This is a genomic window from Salmonella sp. 32020114201800008SM, from assembly GCF_017572025.1.
Taxonomy (GTDB): Bacteria; Pseudomonadota; Gammaproteobacteria; order Enterobacterales; family Enterobacteriaceae; genus Salmonella; species Salmonella enterica.
This window is the reverse complement of sequence record NZ_JAGEQM010000011.1, coordinates 71,928-89,717: the sequence shown is the minus strand read 5'-3', so window position 1 is coordinate 89,717 and position 17,790 is coordinate 71,928. Positions and strand designations below refer to the sequence as shown.

Sequence of the window (17,790 nt, the reverse complement as noted above, 5' to 3'; positions counted from 1 at the left end):
GCTTTTCTCCGTGAGGTTCTGGTCTGAACCCCGCTGACCCGGCGGCCTGTGTGCCGTTGTTCCGTGTCAGTGGTGGCGCATTATAGGGAGTTATTTCTGCCTGACAAGAGGAAATTTAAAATAATTTTCTGAGTGCGCACTTTTTATTCTTTGCGTTTATTTTGCCGACGATTTGTTGGTTAAATGGGCTATTTCACGGGCAAAGTGCGCAACCTGCTCCCAGTCGGTGTACACCACTTCTTTACTGGTATCCGTTTCGCCGCCCGACATCTTCATAATAAGCTTGATCATCAGACGGTCATACCAGCGATAGCGGGGATAGCGAAGCGCGCCTGCAATGACGGCACAGTAGTCAGGTCGCCACGGAGAGCTCATTAAAAACTTACGCGCGTAGCTGTTAGTCTGCGGCGTCCGTTTTTCAGCTTTACGCGCCACCAGGTTAACGGAATAAAAGGCGCTCGGCATTCCGTTCAACCGCGTGGCATATTTCTTAACAAACTCCTGAAAGGCGCTGTGGTAATGACCATAACGAATAGACGCGCCAATCACTACGCGATCATAGCTATCCCAGTCCGGCTCTTCTGCGCGATGCAGATTAACGACATCGGCCCAGATCCCCATCTCTTTGAGTTCAGAAGCCAGATAAGAGGCAATTTCGCGCGTTTGTCCGTCCCGGGTAGAGAAAAGAATCAATGTTTTCACGTGTTACTCCATTATTCACGCCAGAAAGTCGGGGTAAAAAGTACCAGCAAAGTGAATACTTCCAGACGACCAAATAGCATGTTGGCGATGAGTATCCATTTCGCAACCGGATTCATACTGGCGAAGTTATCAGCAACCACCCCCAGCCCCGGTCCCAGGTTATTAAGCGTAGCCACTACCGAGGCGAAAGCCGAGAAATCATCTACGCCTGTAGCGATAATGGCCAGCATACTGACGATAAATACCAGCGCGTAGGCAGAAAAGAATCCCCAGACGGCTTCCAGAATACGCTCTGGCAGCGCCCGGTTCCCCAGCTTAATACTGTAAACGGCATTCGGATGCACCAGACGTTTGAGTTCGCGGTTCCCCTGTTTAAACAACAACAGAATACGGATGACCTTTAACCCCCCGCCCGTTGACCCGGCGCAACCGCCAATAAACGCGGAACATAGCAGCAAGACGGGCAAAAACAGCGGCCAGCGCGCAATGCTGTCCGTGGTAAACCCTGCCGTTGTCGCCATCGACACAACCTGGAAGAACGCCTGATTTAGCGTTGTCAGCGCCGAGTCGTAGATATTATGGAACCACAGTACCAGCGTGCAGATCACCACCAGCGTCAACTGTACGCCGATGAACATGCGGAATTCCGGATCGCGCCAGTATACTTTCAGGCTACGCCCGCTTAATAAAGAGAAATGCAGGCCATAGTTACAACCGGAGATCAGCAGGAAAATAGCGATGATGGTATTAATAGTGGGACTATCAAAATAGCCTACGCTGGCGTCATGCGTTGAAAAGCCGCCGATAGCGATAGTGGAGAAGCTGTGTCCGATAGCGTCAAACGCGGGCATCCCTGCAAACCATAGCGCCAGCGCGCAGGCTACCGTTAGCAAGACATAGATAAGCCACAGCGTTTTCGCCGTCTCGGCAATACGCGGGCGCATTTTGTTATCTTTGAGCGGCCCCGGCATTTCTGCCCGATAGAGCTGCATCCCCCCGACGCCGAGGATAGGGAGAATCGCCACCGCCAGCACAATGATCCCCATACCGCCAAACCATTGCAGCATCTGACGATAAAAGAGAATGGCGTGCGGTAATGAATCCAGCCCCACCAGAGTAGTGGCGCCCGTGGTGGTTAACCCGGAGAACGATTCAAAAAAAGCATCGGTAATGGTGAGGTTTGGGCTTTCCGAGAAAATAAACGGCAGCGCACCCACGCTGCCCAGCACGGTCCAGAACAGCACCACGATAAGAAATCCTTCGCGGGATTTCAGCTCGCCCTTTTCCCTACGGTTCGGCCACCACAGTATGGAACCGATCGCCAGCGCGACAAAAAAGGTCTGCGTGAACGCTCTTCCTGCGCCATCACGATATATTAGCGCTACCAGTCCCGGGAGAATCATTGTCCCCGAAAATAAGATAACCAGTAGTCCAACGATTCGGGTAATGGCGCGAAAATGCATCTCTGCCGCTTCCTTTATTCTTAAAAATGAGGTGGGGATTATTCTTCAATCGCTAACAATTGCAATGAACCACGGCTAAAATCCGCCAGTTTTGTGGAAAATACATTCACATGAGCAAAAGGAAGCGCCACCCTGAGCCGAACAGACGCCTGATAATCGCTGGAAACGATCTTCCCGGCAAACTGTCCTAATAATGCTTCGATTCCGGCCAACTGACCGTACTCACACTGCAAAGTATATTCGGTTAATGGCGTCTTGCGTTGTGTGGCAAGCTGACGTAATGCCTGATTCACACCGCCGCCATAGGCTTTTACCAGCCCGCCCGTACCCAGCAGAATACCACCATAGTAGCGCACGACGACGGCAGTAATTTCTCCGACGCCGCTGCCCATCAATTGCGCAAGCATCGGCTTGCCTGCCGTTCCCGCCGGTTCGCCGTCGTCTGAAAAGCCCAGTTGCTGTGAGTCGTCCGGCGCCCCCGCCACCCACGCCACACAATGGTGGCGCGCATCAGGGTGCTCAGCTCTGACTGACTCAACAAACGCTTTCGCCGCCTCTACGCCATCGGTATGCGCCAATAGCGTAATAAAGCGGCTTTTTTTGATCTCTTCAACAACGGTGACCGGCGCTGCAGGGATTAACCAACTGTCCATTACGCCAGTTTTAAATCCCGCGTCATGTTTTCCACGCCGTTTTCGTGGATGACCACGTTATCTTCAATGCGAATACCGCCGAAAGGCTTGAGCGCTTCAATTTTCTGCCAGTTGAAGTGCTTGCTGAACGGCCCTTCGCGCCACGGCGCTAACAGCGATTCGATGAAGTAAATCCCCGGTTCGATGGTCAACACCATTCGCGGCTGTAACACACGCGTGCAGCGCAGATACGGGTATTTGGACGGTGCAGCGAGATGCGTACCGGAATCATCCTGCATAAACCCGGCCACATCGTGTACCTGCAGACCCAACGGATGACCAATACCGTGCGGCATAAACGGCCCGGTGAGATCATTTTCCACCATCGCCTCTTCACTCATGTCGGTAATGATTTGATGTTTACGCAGCAGCTTCGCGATGCGCTGATGGAACTGAATATGATAATCCACATAGCTGACGCCCGCCTTCATGGTAGCGATCAGCGCCAACTGTTCGTCGTTAACATCTTTCACCAGGTGGGCGTAGTCGTTATCGCTTTTCGCCGACCAGGTTCGCGTCAGATCCGCCGCGTAGCCGTTGTATTCCGCGCCCGCATCCAGCAGGAAACTGCGCATTTCAGACGGTGCCTGATGATCCAGTTTCGTGTAATGCAGCACGGCGGCATGTTCGTTCAGCGCCACAATGTTGCTGTATGGAACATCGGTATCGCGATGTCCCGTGGCGGTCAGGTACGCCAGGTTGATGTCAAACTCGCTCATGCCGGAACGGAAGGCCTCTTCCGCCGCCCGATGACCGCTCACCGCCATTTTCTGCGCTTCGCGCATACAGGCCAGTTCATAATCCGTTTTATAGGCGCGGTAGTAATGCAGATAGTCGATAACACCTTTCGGGTTGATGTTGCTGGCGGCGATATCCAATTGTAGCGCGCGCTCAGGAACCGGGCCGATATAGCCGATATTGCCACGCGCGGCAGGCAGCTGGCTGCCGATGCCATCCGCTTTCGGCAAGGCGACGACCTCGACTTCTTCCGTCCAGAAGGATGTTGGCAGCGGTTCAACGTTATGCCAGTAATCGACCGGCAGATAAAACCACAATTTGGGTTTGTTGACGCCATCGACCAGCAGCCAGCAATTTGGAACCTGAGTTACCGGCACCCACGCTTTAAACTGTGGATTGACCTTAAACGGATAAGGGTGATCGTCGAGAAAGACGTTGAAAAGCTCGCCGGAATGAATAAGTAACGCATCCAGCTTAAAGCGCGCCAGAACATCGCGCGTCCGTTCTTGTAAGGTAACAATATGATTTTTATAGAGCGCGGCCAGTGATTCCATTTTTTACCCTTCTGTTTTTTTGACCTCAAGTTCCCGCATCTTAGCACATCGCCCCACGAGAGCGTGATCTCTGCCGAGCGTGATCACATCGGCATTTCTTTAATCATTTATTTGCATTTTATTAACACAAAATACACACTTCGCTTCATCTGGTACGACCAGATCACCTTGTGGATTCAGGAGACTGACATGCTTTATAAAGGCGACACCCTGTACCTCGACTGGCTGGAAGATGGCATCGCCGAACTGGTGTTCGATGCTCCAGGCTCGGTCAATAAACTCGACACCGCAACCGTCGCCAGCCTCGGCCAGGCGCTTGAGGTGCTGGAAAAGCAACACGATTTAAAAGGGCTGCTGCTGCGCTCTAATAAAGCGGCCTTTATTGTCGGCGCGGACATCACCGAATTTCTTTCACTGTTCCTCGTCCCCGAAGAGCAGTTAAGCCAATGGCTGCATTTCGCTAATAGCGTCTTTAACCGTCTGGAAGATTTACCCGTACCGACCCTTGCCGCCGTAAACGGCTATGCGCTGGGCGGCGGGTGCGAATGCGTGCTGGCCACCGATTACCGTCTGGCGACGCCAGACCTCCGTATCGGTCTGCCGGAAACTAAACTGGGCATCATGCCGGGTTTCGGCGGCTCCGTTCGTCTGCCGCGTATGCTGGGCGCAGACAGCGCGCTGGAGATTATCGCGGCAGGTAAAGATGTCGGTGCTGAGCACGCGCTGAAAATCGGCCTTGTGGACGGCGTGGTCAAACAAGAGAAGCTAATTGAAGGCGCGATAGCGGTGTTACGCCAGGCCATTACCGGCGATCTCGACTGGAGAGCTAAACGCCAGCCGAAACTGGAACCGTTGAAACTCAGTAAGATTGAAGCGGCGATGAGCTTTACCATCGCTAAAGGCATGGTCGCACAAACGGCGGGTAAACATTATCCGGCGCCGATGACCGCAGTGAAAACCATTGAAGCCGCCGCGCGTTTTGGTCGTGAAGAAGCGTTGAATCTGGAAAATAAAAGCTTTGTTCCGCTGGCGCATACCAATGAGGCTCGTGCGCTGGTCGGTATCTTCCTCAACGATCAATATGTAAAAGGTAAAGCCAAAAAGCTGACCAAAGATATTGAGACGCCGAAACAGGCAGCCGTACTGGGCGCGGGCATTATGGGCGGCGGTATCGCTTACCAGTCGGCCTGGAAAGGCGTACCGGTCATCATGAAAGATATCAACGATAAATCGTTGAACCTCGGCATGACCGAAGCGGCCAAGCTGCTGAACAAACAGCTGGAGCGCGGCAAGATCGACGGTCTGAAGCTGGCGAGCGTCATTTCGACCATCCACCCGACTCTCGATTATGCCGGTTTCGATCGCGTAGATGTTGTTGTCGAAGCGGTAGTCGAAAATCCGAAAGTGAAAAAAGCGGTACTGGCGGAAACCGAGCAGAAAGTGCGCCCGGAAACCGTGCTGGCCTCAAATACCTCCACCATCCCAATTGGCGAACTGGCAAGCGCCCTGGAACGTCCGGAAAACTTTTGCGGAATGCACTTCTTCAACCCGGTACACCGGATGCCGCTGGTTGAAATCATTCGCGGCGAGAAGAGTTCAGACGAAACCATCGCCAAAGTCGTCGCCTGGGCCAGCAAAATGGGCAAGACGCCGATTGTAGTCAACGACTGCCCCGGCTTCTTTGTTAACCGCGTGCTGTTCCCCTATTTCGCCGGTTTCAGTCAACTGCTGCGCGACGGCGCGGATTTCCGCAAAGTCGATAAAGTGATGGAAAAACAGTTCGGCTGGCCGATGGGCCCGGCCTATCTGCTCGACGTGGTGGGTATTGATACCGCCCACCACGCGCAGGCGGTAATGGCGGCAGGCTTCCCGCAACGGATGCAGAAAGAGTATCGCGACGCGATCGACGCATTGTTTGACGCCAGCCGTTTTGGGCAAAAAAACGGTCTGGGCTTCTGGCGCTATAAAGAAGACAGCAAGGGTAAGCCGAAGAAAGAAGAAGATGCCGCGGTGGATGACCTGCTGGCAAGCGTCAGCCAGCCGAAACGCGACTTCAGCGACGACGAGATAATCGCCCGTATGATGATCCCGATGATTAACGAAGTGGTTCGCTGTCTGGAAGAAGGCATTATCGCAAGCCCGGCGGAAGCCGATATGGCGCTGGTCTACGGCCTGGGCTTCCCTCCGTTCCACGGCGGCGCATTCCGCTGGCTGGATACACAGGGCAGCGCGAAATATCTTGATATGGCGCAGCAGTATCAACACCTCGGCCCGCTGTATGAGGTGCCGGAAGGGCTGCGTAATAAAGCGCGCCATAACGAACCGTATTATCCCCCGGTTGAACCAGCCCGTCCGGTTGGTTCTCTGAAAACGGCTTAAGGAGTCACAATGGAACAGGTTGTCATTGTCGATGCTATTCGCACCCCGATGGGCCGTTCGAAGGGCGGCGCGTTTCGCAACGTGCGGGCAGAAGATCTCTCCGCCCACTTAATGCGTAGCCTGCTGGCGCGTAATCCGTCGCTTACAGCGGCGACCCTCGATGATATTTACTGGGGCTGCGTACAACAAACGCTGGAGCAAGGCTTCAACATTGCCCGTAACGCCGCGCTGCTGGCAGAAATTCCCCATTCGGTACCGGCGGTCACCGTCAACCGTCTGTGTGGTTCCTCGATGCAGGCGTTACACGATGCAGCGCGAATGATCATGACCGGCGATGCGCAGGTTTGTCTGGTTGGCGGCGTGGAGCATATGGGGCACGTGCCGATGAGCCACGGCGTGGATTTTCACCCGGGTCTGAGTCGCAACGTCGCCAAAGCGGCAGGGATGATGGGGCTAACGGCGGAAATGCTCTCCCGCCTGCACGGCATTAGCCGGGAAATGCAGGACCAGTTCGCCGCGCGTTCTCACGCTCGCGCCTGGGCCGCCACCCAGTCTGGCGCATTCAAAACGGAGATTATCCCGACTGGCGGTCATGATGCAGACGGCGTGTTGAAGCAGTTTAACTACGATGAAGTGATCCGCCCGGAAACCACGGTCGAAGCGCTATCAACGCTGCGTCCGGCATTTGATCCGGTTAGTGGCACGGTCACGGCGGGCACCTCATCCGCGCTTTCCGATGGCGCAGCCGCCATGCTGGTAATGAGCGAAAGTCGTGCCCGTGAGCTGGGTCTGCAGCCTCGCGCCCGTATTCGCTCAATGGCAGTGGTGGGTTGTGATCCGTCAATTATGGGTTACGGGCCGGTTCCGGCGTCAAAACTGGCGTTGAAAAAAGCGGGACTGTCAGCCAGCGATATCGATGTGTTTGAGATGAACGAAGCGTTTGCCGCACAGATCCTGCCATGCATTAAGGATCTGGGATTGATGGAGCAGATAGACGAGAAGATCAACCTCAACGGCGGTGCGATCGCGCTTGGTCATCCGCTCGGCTGCTCCGGAGCACGTATCAGCACCACGCTTATCAACCTGATGGAGCGCAAAGACGCGCAGTTTGGTCTGGCGACGATGTGTATTGGTCTGGGTCAGGGCATCGCCACGGTGTTTGAGCGGGTTTAATCAAAGATAATATCCCCTAAATAACTCGCATTGCAGCGCAGCGGCAACTGAGCGAATCCCCGGGCACATAGATAACTATGTGCCCGGGGTGAGCAAAGGCAGCCAACAAAGAGGCTGCGCGAATTATGACGGGAAACAGTTTAGTTGCCGTTTTTCCCGCCCGTCAGAGGCGGGTTTTTTCACCGTATGGCCTGCTCTACTCAGTAAGCGCTTTGGTCAGGCTAAATGGCATAGCCTGATATCCACGCGCACCATGTATTTGCATTTCGACCGCAGGCTCTTTTTCTCCCCATTTGAACTCTTCCAGATACGGATTAGGTAAGCTGGTAAATGCGCCTACCGACAAATCAAACGCACCACCTGCTGTTGCGGAATACACGAACACAGAATTCTTGTCAGTCTGGTACTCGGTGATAGAGGTTACCGGGCTAAACCACTCGTTCCCGCGCTCTTTACCGTATTGCCAGATCTGTTGGACTGTCTTGTTTTTCTGGTCGATTTTGTAAATCACGGAGCGGCTGTATTTCATACTCTGCATAGCAGGCTGTTCTAAGCCGCGGCCATCGCCATTGTCGAAAGCGGAAAGGTATAAGATATCGCCTTTACTCTTACTATCAATTTTAAAGGCCGTATGTTGCGTCCATGTCCAGTCGAAGTCACCCTCGCAGCCACTGTCCTGGCAAGCAATTTTTTGGCCTTTGCTATCCACTGGCGTCAGAATTGCGGCATTAAATGGCGCTTTCCAGCCAGCAGGCGTACCCAGTATCCACTTCACTTTCTTATCGCGGCCGATTTTGATAATCGCACTCTGGTGGCGGGAGCTGATGATGATGGAATCATCTTCACTGTCATAGTCGACGCTGTTGACATGCGCCCAGTTGCGGCCAGCCCCACTACCCACGATATCCCCGAATTTGTCGGAGGAGTCCAGCGCCGCCAGATCTTCTTCGCTCAACGTATGGCCGGACTGGCTGGCGTCGATATTCAGGCACACAGCGCCCTGATCGAGGGTTTTCATTATCACATCACGATAAGGATCGAGGATATCAAACAGACGCCATTCATCCACTACCACGCCGTTCTGATCAACTTCGGCAATCACATCACGCACGGTACGAACATTTTTCCCATCAGGGCGTTTATAGTTAGAGCTGGCTACACGCAGGAAGTAGTGACCGTTGGCCGCGTTATCCATTGAGTGTGAAAAATCGTTATAATTATCCGGCAGACGGCGGTTAAAGATTTCACGCCCCATGATATCGTATTTCACATAACGCTGACCGTAGCCCCACGATAGTGCGCCATCTTGGTTTTGTTTAAAGCCCATCATAACGCCAGCACGATAAATTGACTTTAAATCATAAATTGAACTTGGATTCATAAACCAACGAATATCACCGGAGGTGTCGATAATAGCGTTAGCTGTAGTGAAGTTCCATTCTAATGCACCCCCAGTAGGGTTGTTCCAGACAGTACGCGTTCCATTCCCAGACTTATCTTTCGTATTATTCAAAAGATACAAGCGATCTTTAAATTCTGGGGAAACCTTTTTAACATCGATAGTAAAGAGTGCTGATTGTTCTTCTTTTGTGCCCGCTGATTCAATATAGGCAGGCGGTGCATACATTTTATAGCTTTCTTTTATATTTTCGGTTTTACTACCCTGGATTCTTGTATATTCAACCTCAACGGTATTGACATAATCCGGGTAAAGACCAAAGACGGGAATACCGCCATACGTTAAAAGGTATTTATTATTAACTTTATACGCGATCTCCTGGCCATTTTCTTTGGGGACAATCCGCACATGCACGTCACGTAACTGGTAACCGCCATTACGAATAACGGCGGTTAACGGCGCGATATCATAGGGGTTCATAACAACTTCGCCAATTTTTCCCTGGACCTGATAGTCCACTTTAGCGCCGCTGGCGCCGCCGATGGCGAAAGCAGTAGAAGGTACTGATGACAAAATTGCAACAGATAATGCGAGAGAAGTTAAAGCATATTTAAATTTCATAACACTCTCCATCTTATAAATAAATAACTAACTTTCCATTTTATGTTTCTTTTATAAAAATAAATGAAGCATATATAATTAACTATTTTTATTGATAGCCTCAGGACATAATATTACTTAATTTATTACACGCAATACAAATCCTGTAGATATTCAATATCATAACGTTTTATAGTTGACGATTAATTAATATTTAAGAGGACTTTTAGGTAGGCTAACGTAAAAAGGGACGCTACTGCGTCCCATAAAATAGTTAAATAAATGCGAACGCATCGCCAAACAGACGATCTTCCCGCGCGTTACGCTCATGACAGAACAGATCGCGGGCGATTTTCGCCATCTCAAAACGTCCGGCAATATAAATATCGTGCCCCGCCAGCGTACCATAATCTTGCAATACCGCCGTAAGTACCGTTCCTGTACGTCCACGCCAGCCTTCTTCCGGCTGCTCGACAACAGGTTCAATACGCAAATTCGGATGGTTAACAGAGAGTGCTTCCAGCTCAGAGAGATCATAGAGGTGCTTTTCTTCGCGACCACCCCAGTAAATGGTAACATCGCGGGCCGGGTTGCGCGCTAACGCCGTCAACAGGATGGAGCGCACATAAGAAAAGCCCGTACCGCCCGCGATCAGAATCAACGGACGCTCTTCATCGTCACGTAGCCAGGCGTCGCCATGCGGAATATCGACGACGATTTCCCGGTCTTTCAGAATTCGATCCATGACCGCCATCGCATACAGATTGAGCTCGGAAGCGCCAATGTGTAATTCAATAAACCCTTTCTCGTCCGGCGTTGAGGCCATCGAAAACGGGCGTTTGTCACGCTCGTCCATTACGACCATCAAATACTGACCAGCGCGGAATGTAAACGCCGCGTCCGGCACTAAACGAACCCGATATACGGTATCGGTGATAGCTTCTACCGAGGTCACTTTACAGCTTAAGGTTGTCATGCGCTCCCTCTGTCGGGTGTCGGGTCAATACCGACATTTTTCAAGCCGAGTCGCCGCAGCCTGAAATGTCGATGTCCGCTTTCAGTTATTTAAAGATAGCCAGCTCATCCCAAATCGCATCAATACGCGCGGTAACTTCAGGATCTTTAACAATAGGACGACCCCACTCGCGTTGGGTTTCGCCCGGCCATTTGTTTGTGGCATCCAGCCCCATTTTTGAACCCAGCCCGGAGACCGGCGAGGCAAAATCCAGGTAGTCAATCGGCGTATTTTCAACCAGCACCGTATCCCGCGCAGGGTCCATACGGGTGGTAATCGCCCAGATCACATCATTCCAGTCGCGTGCGTTAACGTCATCATCGCAAACGATAACAAACTTCGTATACATAAACTGGCGCAAAAACGACCAGACGCCCATCATGACGCGTTTCGCATGACCAGCGTACTGCTTTTTCATCGTCACTACCGCCAGGCGGTAAGAACACCCTTCCGGCGGCAGATAAAAGTCGACGATTTCCGGAAACTGTTTTTGCAGAATAGGCACGAAGACTTCATTGAGCGCCACCCCTAATACCGCAGGCTCATCGGGCGGACGCCCGGTATAGGTGGAGTGATAGATGGCATCCTCACGCTGCGTAATATGCGTGACGGTAAAGACCGGAAAGCTATCCACTTCATTATAATAGCCCGTATGATCGCCATACGGTCCTTCCGGCGCCATCTCTCCCGGCTCAATGTAACCTTCAAGGATAATCTCGGCGCTGGCAGGCACTTCCAGATCGTTAGAAAGGCATTTAACCACTTCAGTTTTCGTGCCGCGCAGCAGGCCCGCAAAGGCATACTCCGACAGAGTATCGGGAACAGGAGTCACGGCGCCAAGTATCGTCGCCGGATCGGCGCCCAATGCGACGGAGACCGGGAAACGTTCACCCGGACGCGCGGCTAACCACTCCTGAAAATCCAGCGCGCCGCCGCGGTGAGACAGCCAGCGCATAATAAGCTTATTTTTACCTATCAACTGCTGACGATAAATGCCCAGGTTTTGCCGTTCTTTGTGCGGGCCACGCGTTACCGTCAGTCCCCAGGTAATCAGCGGCGCGGCGTCGTCCGGCCAACAGGTCATGACAGGAAGACGCGTTAAATCGACATCATCGCCAGACGCGATTTTCTGCTGGCAAGGCGCGCCGCGTAACCGTTTCGTCGGCATATTCAGCACTTGCTTAAACTGCGGCAGCTTGTCAAACAGATCGCGAAAGCCTTTCGGCGGCTCAGGTTCTTTCAGAAACGCTAATAATTTACCCACTTCCCGTAAGGCGGAAACATCATCCTGCCCCATGCCCATCGCCACGCGTTTTGGCGTGCCAAAAAGGTTGCACAGCACCGGCATGGCGTAACCTTTAGGATTTTCAAACAGCAACGCCGGTCCACCCGCACGCAGCGTGCGGTCAGCGATTTCCGTGATTTCCAGATGAGGATCCACAGGTAGCGTGATGCGTTTTAGTTCCCCCTGCTGCTCAAGTAGCATCAGGAAGTCGCGTAAATCGTGATATTTCATGGCGTCCATTGTAGCCTCTTGGTAAGCGCATCATTATACGGCGTTCATCATCGGGATGCTGTATTTTTGTTAAATTAGCGTGAACTCTGGCAACCAACGCTAATCCAGATACGGCTTAAAGGATGAAGTGTATAATTAACTTCGCGCATGGCTTTTGCTATGCTTGCGCCCCGAACAAGCGGATAAGAGTCATTATGCAATCCTGGTATTTACTGTACTGCAAACGCGGGCAACTTCAGCGTGCTCAGGAACACCTCGAAAGACAAGCGGTAAGTTGCCTGACACCGATGATCACCCTGGAAAAAATGGTACGCGGAAAACGTACCTCCGTCAGCGAACCGCTCTTTCCTAATTATCTGTTCGTTGAATTTGATCCGGAAGTGATACATACCACTACAATCAACGCCACGCGCGGCGTCAGCCATTTTGTGCGCTTTGGCGCGCATCCTGCGATCGTGCCTTCCAGCGTTATTCATCAGCTTTCTATCTACAAGCCCGAAGGCGTTGTCGATCCTGAAACCCCCTATCCCGGCGATAGCGTCATCATCACGGAAGGCGCATTTGAAGGGCTGAAAGCGATTTTTACCGAACCGGATGGCGAAACGCGTTCGATGTTACTGCTTAATTTACTCAATAAAGAAGTGAAGCAGAGCGTAAAAAACACCGGTTTTCGCAAGATTTAGCTATCGTTCAGAATACGACCTCAAATAAGGTTCTGGCGTTGGCATCTGTCATCGCCGCTAACCATTGCGGATCTTCACCACGCCATAGCGCTATGCGCTCCAGGATGTGAGGCAGATACGCGGGCTCGTTGCGTCGTGACGTTGGTTTCGGCGTAAGATCGCGGGGCAACAGATACGGCGCGTCGGTTTCTATCAGTAGCTTTTCCGCTGGAATAAACGGTAAGAGTTCACGTAGCTCAAGCCCGCGTCGTTCGTCGCAAACCCACCCGGTAATACCGATATAGAGCCCTCTATCCACACAGGCCTGCATTTGCTGGCGTGAACCGGTAAAGCAGTGCAGTATTGCACCAGGAAGACTATCCAGCCAGGGATCAAGCAATGCCAGAAATCGCTCATGCGCGTCCCGGCAGTGCATAAAGATTGGCATCTGCAATTCGGCGGCAATTTGTAGCTGCGCCTGAAAGGCACGCTCCTGCTCCTGCGGCGTGGAAAAATTGCGATTGAAATCCAGCCCGCACTCACCAATAGCGACGACTTCCGGCTGGTTCGCCAGCGCAATAATGGCGTCTTCAGACGCGGATGACCACTGACTGCTGTCATGGGGATGGACGCCAGCCGTCGACCAACAATGGGGGTAGCGCCGCGCCAGTTTTAACGCCTGCTGACTTTCATGGATGTTCGTTCCGGTCAGTAGCATACCTTTTACTCCCGCCGTAAACGCACGGGCGACCACATCATCACGATCTTTTGCAAACTGGCTACTGGTTAAATTAACGCCAATATCAAACATGCTTGCCCCCATATGACAACCGCCCTGGCGGGCGGTTGTGTTTAGTCTTCAGTGTGCTCGGCCTTTTCGGTTTCGGCCTCGTTATCTTCGTCGCGCGTCCGTCGCTTACCGACATAAAAGCGTGAGCAGAAAACGCCAATTTCAAACAGGCAGTACATCGGTATCGCCAGCAACGTTTGCGAGAAAACATCTGGCGGCGTAAGCAGCATTCCCACAATGAATGCCCCGACCAGGATATAAGGCCGTTTTTTACGCAAATCTTCTGGCGTGGTGATGCCCATCCAGCACAGCAACACAATCGCCACCGGCACTTCAAAGGCTACGCCAAAGGCCATAAAAAGCGCCATAACAAAGCTAAGATAGCTGGCGATATCTGTCGAAACCTGTACCCCTTCCGGCGCCGTATGCGTCAGGAAACCAAAGGCCAAAGGGAATACGACAAAATAGGCGAAGGCCATACCAATGTAGAAAAGCAGCGAGCTGGATACCAGCAGCGGTACGACCAGACGACGCTCATGCTTATACAGCGCCGGGGCGATAAAGGCCCAAACCTGGTACAAAATGACAGGCGCGGATAAGATCAAAGACACCATGAAGGTGAGTTTGATAGGCGTAAAAAACGGCGACGCCACATCCGTCGCAATCATTGTCGCCCCTTGCGGCATCTGTTTAATCAGCGGTGCGGCGACTAAATGATAAATATCATTGGCGAAATAAATTAACGCCAGAAAAATCAGAAGCACTGCGACGATGCAGTTTAGCAGGCGCTTACGCAACTCGATCAGATGCGTGATAAGCGGTTGAGTATCTTCTACAGCCATGTTTACGGTTTATCACTCGACGAGGGGGAAGATTCGACAACAGGCGCAGCGGATTTCTTCTCGGCGTCTATCGTGGCTACGGAAGCGGTTTCCGTCGACTCAGGCACGTTAGCTTTAACGGGCTCCGGCTTTTGTTCCGGCGCGCTCGCCTGTGTTTCAGCGGCGGCAGGGGTGACGCCCTCATGCTGCGTTTCGTTCCCTTTTACCACCGGATTATGGATGGTATGCGCTTCATCGCTCGCTTGTTCGGGATCGTTAGCGCTGTAGGTGCGTTTCATCGACTCCGCCGCCTGACGCAGTTCATCCATAGATGCTTTCAGTTCGGGAGTCAGATTTTCCAGGCTCGCCTTTTCGACTTTTTTCAGACTGTCCTGGAACTCCTGAAGTTTCAGTTCCTGAGTCAGTTCATTCTGAACCGTTGTCGCAAGGGATCGCAACGCGCGAATCCAGCCCGCTACCGTTTTTACCGCTACTGGCAATCGTTGCGGCCCCAACACAATGAGGCCGATAACGAACACTAACAGCAGTTCGCTAAAACCGATATCAAACACGGATTATACCTGCTCTTTATCTTGGCTTTTAGCGTCTTCCTTTTTCGCTTCGCCTTGCTTATCCGCGATAGATTTAGCGGTAAAATCAGCGTCCTGACTGGTTTTATCCTGTTTGGCATCATCATCGCTCATGGCCTTTTTAAAGCCTTTGATAGACGCGCCAAGATCGGAACCGATGGAACCGAGTTTTTTGGTGCCGAACAGCAGTACGACGATGACGGCAACAATCAACAACTGCCAAATACTGATACCACCCATACATGTTCCTCTGTGATAGATGATGAATTAATAGGGCCGCATTATACACATTATCCTTCGCGCTGCCTCTTTGTTAGCCGCTTTCGCCCGCCCTATTCACATACTTTTACATACGACCGGGACGACCTTGACTTGCGGCCTGAGTATTGCCTCGAGTGATAATATGTACCTGCGTGACACAACCGGCGTTGAGCGATAAAAAATCTCAACGAGTTTTACGCCAGCCAACCAGCCAGACAACTACGCCGCCGACCATGAGCCAGCCAGGCATCAATCCCCATTCAGGGCGGTTGACGAGTAAGAATGACCCGCTCAGTAACAGCGTTGCGCCAATTCCCAATAAATAACGAGACTGACTTTGGCGCACATGGTTTACCTGTAACTCGCGCGCAATCTTATCAACACTGTGCTGTAAATATTTGCCCTGGCGCAAACTGTCGTACACCAGTTCAGGTATTTCTGGCATTTTTTCGACCCAGAACGGCGCTTTTTCTTTAAGAGCCCGCGTGAGAGCCGGAATACCCACCTGATCTTTGATCCAGGACTCAAGAAACGGCTTCGCCGTTTTCCACAAATCAAGCTGAGGATAAAGTTGCCGCCCAACCCCTTCAACATACAATAATGTTTTCTGCAACAACACCAGTTGCGGCTGGACTTCCATGTTAAATCGACGCGCTGTATTGAAAAGGTTTAACAACACATGACCAAACGAGATTTCCGCGAGCGGCTTTTCAAAGATAGGTTCACAGACGGTGCGGATGGCAAACTCAAAATCTTCAACGTTGGTATCTGGCGGAACCCAGCCTGAATCGACATGCAGCTCCGCCACCTTTCGGTAATCGCGATTAAAGAACGCGATAAAGTTTTCAGCCAGATAGCGCTTATCTTCTTTGTTTAGCGACCCGACGATACCGCAGTCAATGCCGATATATTGCGGGTTTTCAGGGTGTTCATGGCTGACAAAAATATTTCCCGGATGCATGTCCGCATGGAAAAAGCTGTCGCGGAAAACCTGGGTGAAGAAAACTTTAACCCCGCGTTCCGCCAGCAGTTTCATGTTGGTGCCGTTCTTTTCCAGCGCCGCCACATCCGAAACCGGAATGCCGTATATCCGCTCCATCACCATCATGTTCTGGCTACAGTAATCGGAGTACACCTCCGGGATATACAGCATGGGACTATTTTCAAAATTGCGGCGTAACTGAATCGCGTTGGCCGATTCCCGCAGCAGATTCAGCTCATCGATCAGCGTTTTCTCATACTCACGCACCACTTCCGTCGGGCGCAGACGACGCCCATCCGGCAACAGGCGTGGTACCCAGCGAGCAAGGCGATAAATCAGTTTCAGGTCTGCCTGAATTACCGGCAAAATATCCGGGCGAATGACCTTAATAACCACTTCTTTACCGTTTGATTTCAATCGCGCGGTATGTACCTGGGCGATTGACGCCGACGCTAAAGGCTGGATATCAAAGTCGTCAAACCAGGCTTCGACAGGTAGCCCCCCCATCGCCTCTTCAATCTGGGCTTTCGCCAGCCGACCATCGAATGGCGCGACTTTATCCTGGAGCAAAGCGAGCTGATCGGCGATTTGCGGCGGGAACAGGTCACGGCGTGTGGAGAGCATCTGACCAAATTTGATCCAGACCGGTCCCAGCTCTTGCAACGCCAGTCTTAATCGTTCACCCAGCAATTTATCTTTATGCCGGTTTGGCATCCAGAACAGCGAATAGCGCCATAATCGGAGTGGCAGTGTAAGACGCATTCGGGGGATGAGTTCATCAAGGCCGTAGCTTAAAAACGTGCGGATGATGAAATATAGGCGCCGTACTTCACCTGGCGTCATTTGGCCTCCAGTTTTTCCAGCCGTGTGGTCAGAGCATCTACGGCGCGCTCAACAGCCGCGGTTTCTTCGGCAAACCATGCGACTTCCAGCGGGCCAGGCGCCATACGCCACTCTTCAGTGATCGCTTCAGCGGCATAACGCTGCTGGCGTTGAAACCCGTGGCGCAGGAATTTAGCCCCGCCACGCACGGCCTTACCGATACTTTCCGCCGCAATATCACCCGTGTATGGCGCCAACAGCTCCGCAGGATCGAATTCGGCGAGATCGGCGAGCGCCACAAAATTTTGCACGACCTGAATATCGCCCTGCACTTCCAGTTCGCCGCTGCGAATAAGCGCGGCCAGCTGCTGACGATCGCGTAGTTTTGGCAAAACGCTAGCTTGAGTGATTACCGTACAGTCCGCTTCGCCTTCCCATGCCCCCAGCACATCAACCTGGCGTTCGCTGAATACCAGGACTAATGGCGTCGAAAATCCCTTTAGTTTCACACACAGTACTTTTCCCTGTAAGCGCGTTCTGGCTGATTTCAGCGCTGGCGAACGATACAGAAACGTATTGAGGAGACCTTCAATTCCTGCGGTCACTAAGGGTTTAAAAGGCATTCCACCCT

General features: G+C 52.2%; 16 protein-coding genes. 3 read left to right on the top strand and 13 right to left on the bottom strand.

What is annotated here, in order from left to right; genetic code table 11:
• Nucleotides 1–156: 156 nt before the first annotated feature.
• From hemG to pepQ, 4 genes are read right to left on the bottom strand one after another with little or no spacing between them, the layout of a single operon-like run.
• Nucleotides 157–702 (bottom strand): menaquinone-dependent protoporphyrinogen IX dehydrogenase, encoded by a 546-nt coding sequence (hemG, locus tag J4613_RS21415; RefSeq protein WP_000853982.1) that lies wholly within the window; start codon nucleotides 700–702, stop codon nucleotides 157–159.
• Between the two features lie 11 nt (nucleotides 703–713).
• The gene (gene trkH, locus J4613_RS21410; protein WP_000545688.1) at nucleotides 714–2,165 is read right to left on the bottom strand and encodes a Trk system potassium transporter TrkH; all 1,452 of its coding nucleotides are present in this window, start codon (nucleotides 2,163–2,165) and stop codon (nucleotides 714–716) included.
• Between the two features lie 38 nt (nucleotides 2,166–2,203).
• Nucleotides 2,204–2,818 (bottom strand): IMPACT family protein, encoded by a 615-nt coding sequence (locus tag J4613_RS21405; RefSeq protein WP_064034474.1) that lies wholly within the window; start codon nucleotides 2,816–2,818, stop codon nucleotides 2,204–2,206.
• Nucleotides 2,818–4,149, bottom strand: coding sequence for a Xaa-Pro dipeptidase (gene pepQ / locus J4613_RS21400; protein ID WP_000444529.1), 1,332 nt, complete (start codon nucleotides 4,147–4,149; stop codon nucleotides 2,818–2,820). Before pepQ ends, J4613_RS21405 begins: the two co-directional genes overlap by 1 nt.
• Before the next feature lie 189 nt (nucleotides 4,150–4,338).
• On the opposite strand from pepQ, the gene fadB reads away from it, so the two are divergent.
• Both fadB and fadA read left to right on the top strand, forming a co-directional pair.
• The gene (fadB, locus tag J4613_RS21395) at nucleotides 4,339–6,528 is read left to right on the top strand and encodes a fatty acid oxidation complex subunit alpha FadB (protein ID WP_017466173.1); all 2,190 of its coding nucleotides are present in this window, start codon (nucleotides 4,339–4,341) and stop codon (nucleotides 6,526–6,528) included.
• 9 nt (nucleotides 6,529–6,537) lie between these two features.
• Nucleotides 6,538–7,701, top strand: a complete 1,164-nt coding sequence (gene fadA / locus J4613_RS21390; RefSeq protein WP_111742531.1) for an acetyl-CoA C-acyltransferase FadA — start codon at nucleotides 6,538–6,540, stop codon at nucleotides 7,699–7,701.
• Nucleotides 7,702–7,897: 196 nt separating this feature from the next.
• Here the strand turns inward: fadA and J4613_RS21385 are convergent, their stop codons facing one another.
• The 3 genes from J4613_RS21385 to ubiD form a co-directional block, all read right to left on the bottom strand.
• The gene (locus J4613_RS21385; RefSeq protein WP_000669887.1) at nucleotides 7,898–9,721 is read right to left on the bottom strand and encodes an aryl-sulfate sulfotransferase; all 1,824 of its coding nucleotides are present in this window, start codon (nucleotides 9,719–9,721) and stop codon (nucleotides 7,898–7,900) included.
• Nucleotides 9,722–9,974: 253 nt separating this feature from the next.
• Nucleotides 9,975–10,676, bottom strand: coding sequence for an NAD(P)H-flavin reductase (gene fre / locus J4613_RS21380; protein WP_000209837.1), 702 nt, complete (start codon nucleotides 10,674–10,676; stop codon nucleotides 9,975–9,977).
• A gap of 85 nt (nucleotides 10,677–10,761) precedes the next feature.
• Nucleotides 10,762–12,240, bottom strand: coding sequence for a 4-hydroxy-3-polyprenylbenzoate decarboxylase (ubiD, locus tag J4613_RS21375; RefSeq protein ID WP_017466101.1), 1,479 nt, complete (start codon nucleotides 12,238–12,240; stop codon nucleotides 10,762–10,764).
• A 185-nt stretch (nucleotides 12,241–12,425) separates the two neighbouring features.
• On the opposite strand from ubiD, the gene rfaH reads away from it, so the two are divergent.
• Complete coding sequence (rfaH, locus tag J4613_RS21370; RefSeq protein WP_001192410.1) at nucleotides 12,426–12,914, top strand: transcription/translation regulatory transformer protein RfaH; 489 nt, start codon at nucleotides 12,426–12,428, stop codon at nucleotides 12,912–12,914.
• Nucleotides 12,915–12,921: 7 nt separating this feature from the next.
• On the opposite strand, the gene tatD is transcribed toward rfaH, so the two are convergent.
• The 6 genes from tatD to ubiJ all read right to left on the bottom strand — a co-directional run bounded on the left by tatD (nucleotide 12,922) and on the right by ubiJ (nucleotide 17,782).
• Entirely contained in the window at nucleotides 12,922–13,704 is a 783-nt protein-coding gene (tatD, locus tag J4613_RS21365; protein WP_000459653.1) for a 3'-5' ssDNA/RNA exonuclease TatD, read from the bottom strand.
• A 41-nt stretch (nucleotides 13,705–13,745) separates the two neighbouring features.
• Entirely contained in the window at nucleotides 13,746–14,525 is a 780-nt protein-coding gene (gene tatC / locus J4613_RS21360) for a Sec-independent protein translocase subunit TatC (protein WP_000257554.1), read from the bottom strand.
• A 2-nt stretch (nucleotides 14,526–14,527) separates the two neighbouring features.
• Nucleotides 14,528–15,076: a Sec-independent protein translocase protein TatB gene (tatB, locus tag J4613_RS21355; RefSeq protein WP_000459612.1), complete on the bottom strand. Its 549-nt coding sequence runs from the start codon at nucleotides 15,074–15,076 to the stop codon at nucleotides 14,528–14,530.
• A 3-nt stretch (nucleotides 15,077–15,079) separates the two neighbouring features.
• Nucleotides 15,080–15,334: a Sec-independent protein translocase subunit TatA gene (gene tatA / locus J4613_RS21350; RefSeq protein WP_000508972.1), complete on the bottom strand. Its 255-nt coding sequence runs from the start codon at nucleotides 15,332–15,334 to the stop codon at nucleotides 15,080–15,082.
• Nucleotides 15,335–15,539: 205 nt separating this feature from the next.
• Nucleotides 15,540–17,180 carry a ubiquinone biosynthesis regulatory protein kinase UbiB gene (ubiB, locus tag J4613_RS21345; protein ID WP_000187559.1) on the bottom strand — a complete coding sequence of 547 codons (1,641 nt, stop codon included), beginning with the start codon at nucleotides 17,178–17,180 and terminating at the stop codon, nucleotides 15,540–15,542.
• Nucleotides 17,177–17,782: a ubiquinone biosynthesis protein UbiJ gene (gene ubiJ / locus J4613_RS21340; RefSeq protein WP_001116088.1), complete on the bottom strand. Its 606-nt coding sequence runs from the start codon at nucleotides 17,780–17,782 to the stop codon at nucleotides 17,177–17,179. The genes ubiB and ubiJ overlap by 4 nt, the downstream gene beginning before the upstream one ends.
• Nucleotides 17,783–17,790 lie beyond the last annotated feature (8 nt).

Excerpts from the sequence above, each read along its gene's own strand:
- trkH (WP_000545688.1), bottom strand. The coding sequence starts at position 2,165 with ATGCATTTTCGCGCCATTACCCGAATCGTTGGACTACTGGTTATCTTA.
- J4613_RS21405 (WP_064034474.1), bottom strand. The coding sequence starts at position 2,818 with ATGGACAGTTGGTTAATCCCTGCAGCGCCGGTCACCGTTGTTGAAGAG.
- pepQ (WP_000444529.1), bottom strand. The coding sequence starts at position 4,149 with ATGGAATCACTGGCCGCGCTCTATAAAAATCATATTGTTACCTTACAA.
- fadB (WP_017466173.1), top strand. The coding sequence starts at position 4,339 with ATGCTTTATAAAGGCGACACCCTGTACCTCGACTGGCTGGAAGATGGC.
- fadA (WP_111742531.1), top strand. The coding sequence starts at position 6,538 with ATGGAACAGGTTGTCATTGTCGATGCTATTCGCACCCCGATGGGCCGT.
- J4613_RS21385 (WP_000669887.1), bottom strand. The coding sequence starts at position 9,721 with ATGAAATTTAAATATGCTTTAACTTCTCTCGCATTATCTGTTGCAATT.
- fre (WP_000209837.1), bottom strand. The coding sequence starts at position 10,676 with ATGACAACCTTAAGCTGTAAAGTGACCTCGGTAGAAGCTATCACCGAT.
- ubiD (WP_017466101.1), bottom strand. The coding sequence starts at position 12,240 with ATGGACGCCATGAAATATCACGATTTACGCGACTTCCTGATGCTACTT.
- rfaH (WP_001192410.1), top strand. The coding sequence starts at position 12,426 with ATGCAATCCTGGTATTTACTGTACTGCAAACGCGGGCAACTTCAGCGT.
- tatD (WP_000459653.1), bottom strand. The coding sequence starts at position 13,704 with ATGTTTGATATTGGCGTTAATTTAACCAGTAGCCAGTTTGCAAAAGAT.
- tatC (WP_000257554.1), bottom strand. The coding sequence starts at position 14,525 with ATGGCTGTAGAAGATACTCAACCGCTTATCACGCATCTGATCGAGTTG.
- tatA (WP_000508972.1), bottom strand. The coding sequence starts at position 15,334 with ATGGGTGGTATCAGTATTTGGCAGTTGTTGATTGTTGCCGTCATCGTC.
- ubiB (WP_000187559.1), bottom strand. The coding sequence starts at position 17,180 with ATGACGCCAGGTGAAGTACGGCGCCTATATTTCATCATCCGCACGTTT.
- ubiJ (WP_001116088.1), bottom strand. The coding sequence starts at position 17,782 with ATGCCTTTTAAACCCTTAGTGACCGCAGGAATTGAAGGTCTCCTCAAT.